General features: G+C 60.2%; 11 protein-coding genes. 9 read left to right on the top strand and 2 right to left on the bottom strand.

Annotated features, from left to right (window positions below; all coding sequences use genetic code 11):
* Positions 1–63 precede the first annotated feature (63 nt).
* The 3 genes from GPK42_RS03470 (at position 64) to GPK42_RS03460 (ending at position 3,242) form a co-directional block, all read left to right on the top strand.
* On the top strand, positions 64–1,098 hold the full coding sequence (locus GPK42_RS03470) for a YeiH family protein (protein WP_215693544.1): 1,035 nt from the start codon (positions 64–66) through the stop codon (positions 1,096–1,098).
* A gap of 266 nt (positions 1,099–1,364) precedes the next feature.
* On the top strand, positions 1,365–2,582 hold the full coding sequence (locus GPK42_RS03465; protein ID WP_215693543.1) for a helix-turn-helix domain-containing protein: 1,218 nt from the start codon (positions 1,365–1,367) through the stop codon (positions 2,580–2,582).
* A gap of 84 nt (positions 2,583–2,666) precedes the next feature.
* Complete coding sequence (locus GPK42_RS03460) at positions 2,667–3,242, top strand: hypothetical protein (protein ID WP_215693541.1); 576 nt, start codon at positions 2,667–2,669, stop codon at positions 3,240–3,242.
* 55 nt (positions 3,243–3,297) lie between these two features.
* On the opposite strand, the gene GPK42_RS03455 is transcribed toward GPK42_RS03460, so the two are convergent.
* Positions 3,298–3,819, bottom strand: coding sequence for a nitroreductase family protein (locus tag GPK42_RS03455; RefSeq protein ID WP_195568824.1), 522 nt, complete (start codon positions 3,817–3,819; stop codon positions 3,298–3,300).
* Positions 3,820–4,113: 294 nt separating this feature from the next.
* Between GPK42_RS03455 and GPK42_RS03450 the strand changes: the two genes are divergently transcribed.
* The 4 genes from GPK42_RS03450 to GPK42_RS03435 all read left to right on the top strand — a co-directional run bounded on the left by GPK42_RS03450 (position 4,114) and on the right by GPK42_RS03435 (position 8,805).
* Positions 4,114–4,404 carry a hypothetical protein gene (locus tag GPK42_RS03450; RefSeq protein WP_006235631.1) on the top strand — a complete coding sequence of 97 codons (291 nt, stop codon included), beginning with the start codon at positions 4,114–4,116 and terminating at the stop codon, positions 4,402–4,404.
* A 180-nt stretch (positions 4,405–4,584) separates the two neighbouring features.
* Positions 4,585–5,085, top strand: coding sequence for a MarR family winged helix-turn-helix transcriptional regulator (locus tag GPK42_RS03445; protein ID WP_215693539.1), 501 nt, complete (start codon positions 4,585–4,587; stop codon positions 5,083–5,085).
* The gene (locus GPK42_RS03440; protein ID WP_252200076.1) at positions 5,085–6,809 is read left to right on the top strand and encodes an ABC transporter ATP-binding protein; all 1,725 of its coding nucleotides are present in this window, start codon (positions 5,085–5,087) and stop codon (positions 6,807–6,809) included. The genes GPK42_RS03445 and GPK42_RS03440 overlap by 1 nt, the downstream gene beginning before the upstream one ends.
* Before the next feature lies 1 nt (position 6,810).
* Positions 6,811–8,805, top strand: coding sequence for an ABC transporter ATP-binding protein (locus GPK42_RS03435; protein ID WP_215693535.1), 1,995 nt, complete (start codon positions 6,811–6,813; stop codon positions 8,803–8,805).
* Positions 8,806–8,915: 110 nt separating this feature from the next.
* Here GPK42_RS03435 and cysE read toward each other — a convergent pair whose 3' ends face one another.
* Positions 8,916–9,620: a serine O-acetyltransferase gene (gene cysE / locus GPK42_RS03430; protein WP_035138740.1), complete on the bottom strand. Its 705-nt coding sequence runs from the start codon at positions 9,618–9,620 to the stop codon at positions 8,916–8,918.
* Between the two features lie 223 nt (positions 9,621–9,843).
* On the opposite strand from cysE, the gene GPK42_RS03425 reads away from it, so the two are divergent.
* Complete coding sequence (locus GPK42_RS03425) at positions 9,844–10,491, top strand: DedA family protein (protein ID WP_055286255.1); 648 nt, start codon at positions 9,844–9,846, stop codon at positions 10,489–10,491.
* Between the two features lie 288 nt (positions 10,492–10,779).
* Positions 10,780–11,832, top strand: a complete 1,053-nt coding sequence (locus GPK42_RS03420; protein WP_215693533.1) for a branched-chain amino acid aminotransferase — start codon at positions 10,780–10,782, stop codon at positions 11,830–11,832.
* Positions 11,833–12,210 lie beyond the last annotated feature (378 nt).

The following is a 12,210-nucleotide window of genomic DNA, read 5'->3' as shown; positions in this document are numbered from 1 at the left end:
CTGTGCTCAATGTTGCCGTATCATAAGCCGTCGCAAACGTGAAATAGAAAGAAGGAATCCCATATGCAACTGGCAAATATCGTACGCGAGCGCTGGAAAGGCGTCTTGTTCTGCCTGATCATCGCCATTCCCGCGACGTTGCTCGGCAAACAGGTTGAGGTGGTCGGCGGTCCGGTATTCGCCATCCTCTTTGGCATGGTCCTGGCGCTCGTCTTTCCCAAGAATCGTCGCGAACAGCTCGCCGCCGGCGTCACCTATACGTCCAAAAAAGTCTTGCAGTACGCGGTTATCCTGCTTGGCTTTGGCATGAACCTCTCCCAGATTCTGTCCAAGGGCGCCCAGTCGCTGCCGATTATCGTGGCGACAATCTCGACCTCGCTTGTCATCGCCTTTGTGCTCTGCCGCGTCATGAACGTACCGGGTAAGATCGCGACGCTTGTGGGTGTGGGTTCGTCGATTTGCGGCGGTTCGGCCATCGCTGCGACCGCGCCCGTCATCGATGCCGACGATCGCGAGATTGCCCAGGCCATTTCGGTCATCTTCCTGTTTAACGTTATCGCGGCGCTCGTGTTTCCGACGCTCGGCGGCATGCTCGGGCTGACCAACGAGGGCTTTGGCCTGTTTGCCGGCACCGCCATCAACGACACCTCGTCGGTAACGGCTGCGGCGAGCGCCTGGGACAGCATGCATCCCGGCGCCAATGTGCTCGAGAGCGCCACAGTGGTCAAGCTCACCAGGACGCTGGCCATTATTCCCATCACGCTGGTCCTCGCATGCTGGCAGATGCATCTGGCACGCAAGGCCGGCGGTGACGCCAAAAGCACGTTCTCGCTTAAACGTGCGTTTCCCATGTTTGTGCTGTTCTTTGTGCTGGCGAGCGTGATCACCACGGTGCTTCAGCTTCCCGCGTCCATCACGGCGCCCATCAAGGAGCTGTCGAAGTTCTTTATTGTGATGGCCATGGCGGCTATTGGTTTTAATACCGATATCGTCGAGCTGGTCAAAAAGGGCGGCAAGCCCATCGCGTTGGGCTTTTGCTGCTGGATTGGCATTGCGTGCATGAGTTTGGGAATGCAGCACGTGCTGGGAATCTGGTAGAGAAGTAGCTTATTCGCGTGCTGGCTGCCGGTGAGCGCAAGCCTTCGGTGGAGCGATAGGAGCTCTTGCGGGTATGGCTTGTCCGCAGGTTTATAAGTCCCGAAGAGCTCTTATCGCCCCGCCAGGATGGCGATGCGGGGCAACACCTATACTCGCAGGACGGCGCTTTCTGCCCTATAGTGTTTGGTGAGCAATATCGTTCAATTTTGAAACACTCGGTCGTGCGACCGTCGGCGGTTGCACGTCGCCGCGGACAGGGGCAAATCATGGATAGCAATGCCAAGCTGAACATCTTGACCGATGCCCTAGCTGCTGCCGGGGCCTCGGCATTGGCAATCGATGCGCGTGGGGACGTCGCGATCTCGACCATGAATGACGCGGCGCTTGAGCGGGATGTGGCGGCTTTTGTCGCTGAGCGTCTCGACCGTATAGGAGACGGCGCGCGTCTGGTTATGGGGCGTGAGGGTACGCGCCTGAGCCTGACCGTTCGCCCCACCGACAAAGAGGGCGGGAGGCTTTGGGTCGTTGTGGTCCGCGAGGTGCGCGGTGCCGCGGCGCATGCGGGCATCGAGTGGCTCAACGCCGACGAAGTTGAGGTCCGCTATGAATCGAGCGCGTACGGCATCGTTGAGGGGGCGGCCTCGGTGGCTGTACCGGTTACCGAGAGCTATGCGCGCGGCGTGCCCCTTATGCTCGAGGGCGAGCTGGGAGCGGGTCAGGTCGAGATTGCCAAGCGCCTCTATCTGGATGGCCCTTTTGTCGATCAGCCCTTTGTTTCCGTCGCGCTCGATGAACTCACCGATCGCGGTTGGCGCCATGTGCTCAAAAGCTCCGAATCGCCGCTGTTCCAAACGGGGCTGACCCTTTGCATTGAGGGCTGGAATGCGGTTGGCCCCCAGCGCCTCCGCGAGCTGGTCTCCACGATGGCTGACACCGCGTTGGCGACGCGCTGCCATGTGGTGCTGACGGCGAATGACATGCCGGGCGGTAGCGAAAGTGATCAAGCCGCCTTTGTGACCGAACGCTTCGCCTGTGCGGTGAGCGTGGCGCCGGCAATCGTCGAGCAGGGGGCCGCGTCGACGAAGGTCGCGCGCTATTTGGAATATCTCGCTGATGTATTTGGGACGGCAACGCCCACGCTGTCTGCCGCGGCGACGAAGACGCTCGATGCTTACCGCTGGCCGCGCAACTATCTGCAGCTCCGCGAGGTCTCGGAACGACTGTATATATTGGTGGGGGCGGGCACGGTGGACCGCGCTGTGGCGGAGGAAGTGCTCGCCCAAGAGGACGTGATTAAGACCGCAACCTTTGGCGCCCCGACGCTCGAAAGTGACCTGTATATCCTGCGACCGCTGGCCGATACCGAGCGAGATATCGCGCATTTGGTTGTAGATCATCTCCACGGCAACCGAACCCGTGCGGCGGAGGTGCTGGGCATAAGCCGTACAACGCTGTGGCGCTTGCTGAAGGACGATGACCGTTGAGCGAGGCGCCCGTGACCGCGCGCGACGCGTGTGCTACAGTCCAAAGCGTTATTGTTTCGATTTGGTTACGGCGTGCGAGGGCAAATGGCTGAGACTTCAAAACCGAGCCGCAGAAGGCGGAGCGCCGCGCCGGTTAACCGGCGCACGACATCGGTGACGTGGGGCAAACACGCCTCGGGGTTTGATGGCTCGTTCAAACGCACTAAATATGGCTATCCATCGGCAAGCGCTCGCTTGGCCATGCAGGCCGAGTCGTCGCTGTGGGGCCGCAAGCGCGTGGTGGGCTCAAAGCTCAAGCACGACGGCACGCTCGGTTACATCAGCCGCGGGGCGGCTCGCCGCAGCGGGCTCAACCCGGCTGGTTGGCATCGTTATGTTCCGATCGCGGTCATCGTTGTAGTGATCGTCATCGCACTCGCCGCGCTTGGCTACGCCGGCGGTGGCGCCAACTTGGACGCGGTGTTTAAATCGCCCGAGCTCGCGCATGCAGGTACAGAAGTTATCGAGGGCGCTCAGACCCAGACGGGCGTCGCGCCCCAGCGTGGTATCGTTGCGGCGGCCTCCACCATCGCAGATGCTCAAAAGGACGAAGGCGAGCAAGGTAACGACGCCGAGACGGCCCAGACAAGCGAAGCGACGACAACTCAAATATCAACATAGCTTGCCGGCAGAAGGGGACGTTCCTTTTCTGCCGGCAGTTTAGGACACTCCTGCGCTACCTAACGTACACCACGTTGTCGCGGCGCGGCTTTGCCTCGGGCAGCGTGTCCTCGGCGTAGCCAAGAATGCAGTTACCGACACCGCGCAGGCTGCCGTTGGCGGGCAGGCCCCAGCTGGCCAGCAGCTCCAGGCCCTCGGGCGAGTCAAAGACCTCATGCGCGCGGTGAATCCAGCACGAATCGACACCCAGTGCATAGGCGGCGTTGAGCAAGTTGCCCATGGCGAGCGAGCCGTCTTCCAGATGTGTGGGCACGCTGCGGTCAACCAGCACCACCACAACGGTCTTGGCGCCATAGAAGGGGTCGCTGTTGCTGCCCATGACCTGGGCGTTGAGCTGTGAGAGACGCTCGACGGTCGCGGGGTCAGTGACGGCGACAAACGTCACCGGCTGACGGCCCATGCCGCTCGGTGCATATTGGCCGGCTTCGATAATACGTGCAAGCTTTTCGGCCTCGACGGGACGATCGCTGTAGTTGCGGCAGCTGCGGCGGTGAATGAGTGCTTCGATAGTCTCCATGGTGTCTCCTTGCGGTGGCGTTGCAGATGCCCCGTTCATACCCGCCGGGCTTAAACGATAGACGGTCAATTGCCCGGCCAAAAGGATAGATTCCAATTGGGAAAGTAGGTTTGCATAAAAGTACCTTCAGAATGTGACAAACAAATGGGATGGTTAAACGTTTTATCCCGTCTACCCTGCGGTTTTTTACCACTTGCCTAAATGACGAACGCATAACCTCTGATAAAGGTTTTACTAAAGGAGCACCAACGTTTATCAATGCGCCGTGGTGGCGCCGGGCCAGGAGGTAACATCATGTTCCAGGCTGGAGATGTCGTCGAGACCGATTTCGAAGGATTTCTGAAGCTGCTGCGTTCCAAGACGCGCGCTTTCGTGTCGATCAACGATCACGAGTACTACATCACGCACACCGATGGCTATTGGCGTGTTCAGGATTGCGAGGCCCTCAACGACAAGGGCCACTTTACTGACTGCTCCGAGCTGGTCAACACGGTCTGCGAGGTCGTCGAGCTGCCGTGGATTGCCGGCAAAAGCCTGCATGACAGCTTCTCGGGTGCTACGGTCTATGAGGCCGTCGCCGCTTAACAGGCAATAAAACCCGATTTTCACGTGACCGCTGGCGCCGCCCCCGCGCCGGCGGTCTTTTTTGTCGATATGCTTATGTAGAGCCGACCATAAACAACGAGCGTATTGACGATAGTCAAAACTCGGACTAATGTAGAGATATAAATTGGTCAAAACTCGGACTATCGAATGGTGGGAGAGATGAATAGTGCAGTTAGCCTGGTCGATTTCGACCGGATGCTTAACGGGCTTGACCGTATCTATTCGGAGTTCGCGCGTACCTGCGGTCTTTCGGACTGCGCCTACTGGATGCTCGTCGACACGAGTGCAGCGGGCGGAAGCGTTGCCGTGAGTCGGCTGACGAGTGAATGGTTCTACAGCAAACAGACCATCAATTCGGCGATCAAGACGCTTAGGGCGCGAGGGCTTGCGACGTTGGAGTTTGCCGAGGGCAGTCGTAAGAACAAGGTTGTGCGATTGACCGAAGAAGGCGTGCGGTTTGCCAAGCGCTACGCGTTACCGGCGCAAAAAGCCGAGCAACAGGCATTCGAAGCGCTCGAGCCGTGGGAACAGCGCGAGATCATGCGCCTGGTCGGTAAATTCTCCCATGTTCTGAACGAAGAGTGCGAGGCATTTAAACGGCAAGTGGCCGCCGAGAACGAGGCTGACGATAAGGGCGAGGGGGACACATGCGACTCTTAATGAGGTTTATGAGGCCGTACCGCGGTCTGATTGCGGTGACGCTGTTTGCGGTGCTGATAGATAACGTCGGTACGCTGTTGGTTCCCACGATGCTGGCGAACATGGTCAACACCGGTATTACCACGGGCGATGTCGACTATATTTTACGTAACGGCCTGTACATGCTTATCGCGACCGGCATGGCCAGCGGCGGCACGGTGCTGGGCTGCTATCTTTCGGCGCGCCTGGCCGCCAACGTGGCCTGCGATATCCGCAATGCCGTGTACGACAAGTCGCTCGAGCTGTCCGCCAGCGACTTTGAGCGCTTTGGCACGGGTTCGATGATCACACGCTCGCTCAACGACATCAACGTGATTCAGCAAGCTGTCCTTCAGACGATTCAGCTGGTGTTGCCGGTGCCATTCTTGGCCGTGGCAGGCATCATTTTTGCTTGGTTCATCGATCCCGCCATGGGCACGCTGCTGGGCGTGGTGGTTGCGATCGTGCTGGTGGCGGCGGTCTTTACGGTGGCTAACGCCGCGCCGATTTTTATGCGCCTGCAGAGCTTTATCGACCGCATGAACGTGGTGCTGCGCGAGAACATCGTGGGCGTGCGCGTCATCCGCGCATTTAACAAGGAGCGCCACGAGGAGCAGCGCCTGGATGAGGTGTTTAGCGATTACGCGGCCAACGCCATCAAGGTCAACCACCTGTTTGTGGGCCTCGACAGCTCCAGCTTCTTTTTGATGAACATCGCCGAGGTGGCGGTGCTGTGGGTGGGCGGCAACCGCGTGGGCGTCCACGCCATGCAAATCGGCAGCATTTCGGCCGTGTTGGAATACGCGATCCTGATTCTTTTCTTTGTGATGATGGCGCAGATGGTGATTCTGACGCTTCCGCGCGCCGCGGCGTGCCTCAACCGTGCGCAGCAGGTGCTCGAAATCGAGCCGAGCATCGTGGACGGCAAGGCTACGCTGGGCGACGGGGCGCCTGAGTCCGCAGACGGAGCCGACGCGGTCGCCGTGTTCGATCATATGTCGTTTCGTTTTGACGACGCCGACGAGGACACGCTGTGCAATCTGAGCTTTACCTGTCGCCGCGGTCAGACGACCGCGATCGTCGGCTCGACGGGCTCGGGCAAATCGACGGTGGCCAAGCTCCTGCTGCGCTTCCACGATGCCACCAAGGGCGCCATTCGCCTGGACGGCGTTGATCTGCACGACCTTTCGCAAGACGAGATTCGCGGGCGCATTGCCTATGTGCCGCAAAAGGCATGGCTGTTCTCGGGCACCGTAGCAAGCAATCTGCGCTTTGGCAACGAAGACGCGACTGAGGCCGACATGCTTCATGCGCTCCGGGTTGCCCAGAGCACCTTTGTGCTCGATCAGCCGCAGGGGCTCGATACCCCGGTGGCGCAGGGCGGCACGAACTTTTCGGGCGGCCAGCGCCAGCGTCTGGCCATCGCCCGTGCGCTCATGAAGCATGCCGATCTATATATCTTCGATGACAGTTTCTCGGCCCTGGACTTTAAGACCGATGCCGCCCTGCGCCATGCGTTGCAAGACGAGACGCGTGACGCTGCGGTGCTCATCATCGCGCAGCGCATATCGACGATCTTGCACGCCGACCAGATCGTCGTGCTCAAGGACGGCGAGGTTGTGGGTCTGGGCACGCATGGCGAGCTTATGGAAACCTGCGAGGTGTACCGCGCCATCGCGGAATCGCAAATGAAGGGAGGTGAGTAGCATGACCGGGGAGCTCAAGAAGCAGGGCGGCGTTGATGACGCCGCTGCCGCGGGACTGGTCGAGGAAACGGCTGCCGCGTCGACCGAGCTGGATGACGCCGCCAAGCGCGAGGCTCGCCGCCAAGCGCTCTACGAGGAAAACGAACGTGCCGAGGACGAGCGCGCCCGCGCCGAGGCAGAGCGTATGCGCGACGTGGACGACGAAGACGAGGACGAGACGCCTCGGGATACCTGGGCGACGGTGCGCCGCCTGTGGAGTGAGGCTGCCGGCGACCATTGGCGCTTCTATATCGTGTTCGCGAGCATTGTGTTCTATGTCATCTTTAACACCGCCGCGCCGGCATATAGCGCCCGCGTGATCGATGAGCTGTGGGGCCACATTCAGGTGGCGTTTGCCAACGACACCACTTTCAGCATCACCTGGGAGAACTGCGGCAAGACCATTTTCGTCTACTTTATGATCTGGACTGCCGCTGCCTCGTTCTATGCGCTCCAGAGCTTTTTGATGTCGAGCGTCGCTGAGCGTCTCAATCTGCGCCTGCGCAACCGCATCGCGCAAAAGCTCAACCGTCTGCCGCTCGCCTATTTTGACGCGCATCGTCCCGGCGAGGTCGTCAGCCGCGCGACCAACGACCTGGACAAGATGTCCGAGAGCATGCAGCGCGGATTGCTGCAGCTGCTCGTGTCGATCGGCACGGTTGTTGGTGCTGTGAGCGTGATGTTCGTGTTCAGCGTGCAGCTTACGCTCGTCTTTCTGTTCTTTACGGCACTGTCGCTGCTGGTGACGAAGGTCGTCTCGCGCCGCACACACGATGTGACGGGCGAGCGCCAGGAGTGGGTGTCCAAGATTACGAGTGCGGTCGAGGAAGGCTATTCGGGCCGTCTGGTGATCCGCGCGTTTAACCGCGAACGCCAAAGTTCTGCCGAGGTGCACCAGGCCTCGGGCGAGCTGGCACGCGTGAGTGCCAAGGCCGACTTTATGATCAATGCCGTCGGCCCTGCGGTGCGCTTTATCGGCCGTTTGGCGCAGATCGTGATCGCGCTGGTGGGCTGCAGCATGCTGGTTGCCGGTCACATGACCGTCGGCGTGTTCCAGGCGTTCTTCCAGTTTATCTACGAGGCGTCCGAACCCATGACGCAGCTGTCGTTTACCTTCAACTCGCTGCAGAGCGCGTTGGCGAGTGCGGAGCGCGTGTTCGACCTGCTCGATGAGCCCGAGATGGAGGCCGATCCGCTGCCGGACGAGGCCGCCAAGCTGCCGGGTCGCGTTGAGGGTCGCGTCTCCTTTGAGCACGTGCGCTTTGGTTATTCGCCCGACAAGCCGCTTATGCACGACGTGTCGTTTACCGCCGAGCCGGGCCAGAAGATTGCCGTGGTGGGAACCACGGGCGCGGGCAAGACGACGCTCATCAACCTGCTCATGCGCTTCTACGAGATTGACGGCGGGCGTATTACGCTCGACGGCGTGGATACGAGCCGCATGGACCGCGGCGAGCTACGGCAGCAGTTTGGCATGGTGCTGCAGGACGCCTGGCTGTTCGATGGCACGATTGCCGAAAACATCGCCTACGGCTGTCCCGAGGCGACGCGTGAGGAGATCGTGGCGGCTGCGCGCGCCGCGCAGGTCGACTTCTTTGTGCGCACCATGCCGCAGGGCTACGACACGCGCGTGGCCAACGATGCCGAAAGCATCAGCCAGGGCCAGCGTCAGCTGCTGACCATCGCACGCGTGCTGCTCAATAACCCGGCGATTCTCATCCTGGACGAGGCGACCTCAAGCGTGGATACGCGTACCGAGCTTGCCATCGGTCGTGCCATGGACGCGCTCATGCGCGGGCGCACGAGCTTTGTGATCGCGCACCGCCTGTCGACGATCGTGGACGCCGACCTGATCTTGGTCATGGATCACGGCAACATTATCGAGCAGGGCACGCATGAGGAGCTGCTGGCTGCCGAGGGTGCCTACGCCGACCTCTATCTGAGCCAGTTCGCATAATGTGACAAAGGGACAGTCTCTTTGCCACATCACAAATAAGGCGCGCCGGGGATGAATTCCCTGGCGCGCCTTTGCGTTGATGCCGATGTCGTTTTGTGCCGCTTGCGTTCCTAGCGTTCGTCCACGAGCTTGGCGACGAGGGCCTTGAGCTCGGCCACCTCTCGCTCGAGTTCCTTGACGCGGCGGGCATTCTCGGTGATGCCCTGGCGGTTGAGGGCGGACTGCTCGGCGGCGTCATCGGGCATGTACTCGCGATGCTGCTTGGCGTCGAAACTCTCCTCGAACACACGGCAACCGTTGCGCTTGATGATGCGTCCCGGCACGCCCACGACGGTGCAGTTGTCGGGGACGTCCTTAACGACGACCGAGTTGCCGCCGATCTTGACGTTGTTGCCGATGCGGATGTTGCCGAGCACCTTGGCGCCCGTGCCCACCGTGACATTGTTGCCCAGGGTGGGGTGACGCTTGCCGGTCTCGTTGCCGGTGCCGCCGAGCGTGACGCCCTGGTAGAGCACACAGTTGTCGCCCACAATGGTGGTCTCGCCGATGACGACGCCCATGGCGTGGTCGATAAAGAAGTGCTTGCCAATCTGCGCGGCAGGGTGAATCTCGACGCCGGTGATGTGGCGGGTGATTTGCGAGAGCACGCGGGCGAGCGAGCGATGACCGTGCTCCCACAGCCAGTGCTCGGGCACGTGGTTCCACTTGGCGTGCAGGCCAGGATAGGAAAGAAAGATGACCAGACCGTTTTGCGCGGCGGGGTCCTGCGCCTGGACGGTCTTGATGTCCTCGCGAATGGTATTGATAAAGCTCACCGGCCGCCCTCCCTTAGCGCCATGGCAATGCGATTCAATAAAGTATAGCGATTCGCTAGGGATTAAAAAGGACAATCTTGGCGGCTTTGCGCTACAAGTGTCAGTTATGCAAACTTGCTGGTAATGGAGTCATGCTTTTGTGGGGTTGCGCACGAGGGGGCACCGCAACCGTATACTGGTCAACTTGGACGTATCCGCGCCCACAACTGAGAGGTTTTACTTCATGGGTTTCATCAATTTTATTGCCGAGCTGCTTAAGGACCCGCGCACCGCGATCGCCAGCTGGATCGCCGCCGGCCCGCTTATGGCCTACGGCTGCGTGTTCCTGATCATCTTTATCGAGACGGGCGTGGTGTTCTTCCCGTTCCTTCCCGGTGATTCGCTGCTGTTCGCCTCGGGTTTCTTTGCCCACAATGGCGGCTTTAACATTGTGGCGCTTCTGGCCACCGCATGGGCCGCTGCCATTTTGGGCGATCAGTGCAACTTTATGATCGGTCACTTCTTTGGCAAAAAGATCATCGCTTCGGGCAAGGTCAAGGCCATGACGCCCGAGCGCATTAAAAAGTCCGAGGACTTCTTGGACAAGTGGGGTCACCTGGCCATCTTCCTGGGTCGCTTCTTCCCGTTTATCCGCACCTTTGTGCCCTTTATCGCTGGCATGGGCGGCATGCACTGGCGCAACTTTGTCGTCTTTAACGTGCTGGGCGGCATTACCTGGTCGACGGTCTTTACGCTGCTGGGCTACTTCTTTGGCGGCATTCCCTTTGTGCAGGAGCACTTTGAGCTGCTGATTGTCGGCATCGTTGCCGTGTCGATCATCCCGACCGTGGTCGGTCTGGTCAAGGCTAAGCTGGGCAAAAAGAACGCGTAGCTCGAGCCAGCGCGCAAACCGTGCCGTTGAGGCCCGTCACCGCTTACGGTGGCGGGCCTTTTTGCTTCGGTCAAATGAAAATACTTTAGTTAGTTAAAGAAAAACGTTTTATCAGACGCGTACGGGGAGTACAATCTCGTGCATGCGAATCGACGTGCCATCGACTTTGATGCTGTTCGCGTGTCCCGTCCGGCTCTACGCTCTGGGCGTGCGACGTTGCGACGCGGCCGGCCTCGGTCCTTGCGTACGGGTTCGCGAGTATACAACTGTGTATGTAAGGAGCGACATATGACTGTCGAGAAGAAGGGTATCGATTGGGGTAGCCTCGGCTTTGGCTACATGAAGACCGATTACAGCTACGAGGCCCATTGGAAGGATGGCGAGTGGGACGAGGGCGGCCTGACCACCGACCACACCCTGCATGTCTCCGAGTGCGGTGGCATCTTCCATTACTGCCAGGAGGTCTTTGAGGGCCTGAAGGCCTACACCGCCGAGGACGGCAGCATCGTCTGCTTCCGTCCCGATATGAACGCCGAGCGTATGTACAACTCTGCGCAGCGCCTCGAGATGCCCCCGTTCCCCAAGGACAAGTTCGTTGAGGCCGTCAAGCAGGTCGTTTCTGCCAACGCCGCCTGGGTTCCGCCCTTCGGTTCCGGCGCGACCCTGTACGTGCGTCCGTTTATGATCGGCTCCGGTGACGTGATCGGCGTGGCTCCCGCTCCTGAGTACACGTTCCGTATTCTCGTGACCCCGGTCGGTCCGTACTTTAAGGGTGGCCTCAAGCCCGTCAAGCTGCGCGTTTCCGAGTATGACCGTGCCGCACCGCACGGTACCGGCAACATCAAGGCCGGCCTGAACTACGCCATGTCCCTTAAGCCCACGATGGAGGCCCATCGCGAGGGCTATGCCGAGAACCTGTATCTCGACTCCGAGTCCCGCACCTATGTCGAGGAGACCGGTGGCGCCAACGTCCTGTTCGTGAAAGAGGATGGCACGCTCGTCGTTCCGCAGTCGCACACCGACTCCATCCTGCCCTCCATCACCCGTCGTTCGCTCGTTCAGGTCGCTCAGGACCTGGGCATGACCGTTGACCAGCGCCCCGTCGAGTGGGCCGAGGTCAAGGCCGGCACCTTTGTGGAGTGCGGCCTGTGCGGCACCGCTGCCGTCATCTCTCCGGTTGGCGAAATCGACAACAAGGTTTACGGCGCCGACGAGACCGTGACCTTCCCGGCTGGATATACCGAGATCGGCCCTGTGATGAAGAAGCTCCGCGAGACCCTGACTGGCATCCAGTCCGGTGCTGTCGAGGACAAGCACAACTGGGTTTACACCGTCGCGTAATTTGTCTTACGGATATGTCCGGCCCGAGGGCGACCTTCCTTTCCGGCGCGTCCTCGGACATGAAAGAGCCTCCGCTGCGCACTTCGTGCGGCGGAGGCTCTTTCGTCCTGCGGAGTGCGCCGGAAAGGAAGGTCGCCCTCGGGCCTGCGTCACCCTGGCGCTGTCGTACGGGCAATATAGATTTGAATTAAAGATGGTGCGCGGCCTTTTAGGCCGCGCTTGTGTTTTGCTTCGCGCCATGTGGGGGCGGTGGCGACGTGCATTTTTGCGAGTATTCTGCAATCGAAGGCCCCTGCATAGGTGGCGCGCGCAGACGTGGTGTAAGAGTGTCCTGAGGTCCGTCGCTGCAAGCCCCGATGTTACTCCTTCTTGAGGCCG

The organism is Collinsella aerofaciens (genome assembly GCF_018785265.1).
Lineage (GTDB): Bacteria > Actinomycetota > Coriobacteriia > Coriobacteriales > Coriobacteriaceae > Collinsella > Collinsella aerofaciens_AI.
This window is presented reverse-complemented; position numbering and strand designations above follow the sequence as displayed.

Coding starts and splice junctions, on each gene's coding strand:
- GPK42_RS03450 (WP_006235631.1), top strand. CDS start 4,114: ATGTTCCAGGCTGGAGATGTCGTCGAGACCGATTTCGAAGGATTTCTG.
- GPK42_RS03465 (WP_215693543.1), top strand. CDS start 1,365: ATGGATAGCAATGCCAAGCTGAACATCTTGACCGATGCCCTAGCTGCT.
- GPK42_RS03445 (WP_215693539.1), top strand. CDS start 4,585: ATGAATAGTGCAGTTAGCCTGGTCGATTTCGACCGGATGCTTAACGGG.
- GPK42_RS03425 (WP_055286255.1), top strand. CDS start 9,844: ATGGGTTTCATCAATTTTATTGCCGAGCTGCTTAAGGACCCGCGCACC.
- GPK42_RS03440 (WP_252200076.1), top strand. CDS start 5,085: ATGAGGTTTATGAGGCCGTACCGCGGTCTGATTGCGGTGACGCTGTTT.
- GPK42_RS03460 (WP_215693541.1), top strand. CDS start 2,667: ATGGCTGAGACTTCAAAACCGAGCCGCAGAAGGCGGAGCGCCGCGCCG.
- GPK42_RS03420 (WP_215693533.1), top strand. CDS start 10,780: ATGACTGTCGAGAAGAAGGGTATCGATTGGGGTAGCCTCGGCTTTGGC.
- GPK42_RS03435 (WP_215693535.1), top strand. CDS start 6,811: ATGACCGGGGAGCTCAAGAAGCAGGGCGGCGTTGATGACGCCGCTGCC.
- GPK42_RS03470 (WP_215693544.1), top strand. CDS start 64: ATGCAACTGGCAAATATCGTACGCGAGCGCTGGAAAGGCGTCTTGTTC.
- GPK42_RS03455 (WP_195568824.1), bottom strand. CDS start 3,819: ATGGAGACTATCGAAGCACTCATTCACCGCCGCAGCTGCCGCAACTAC.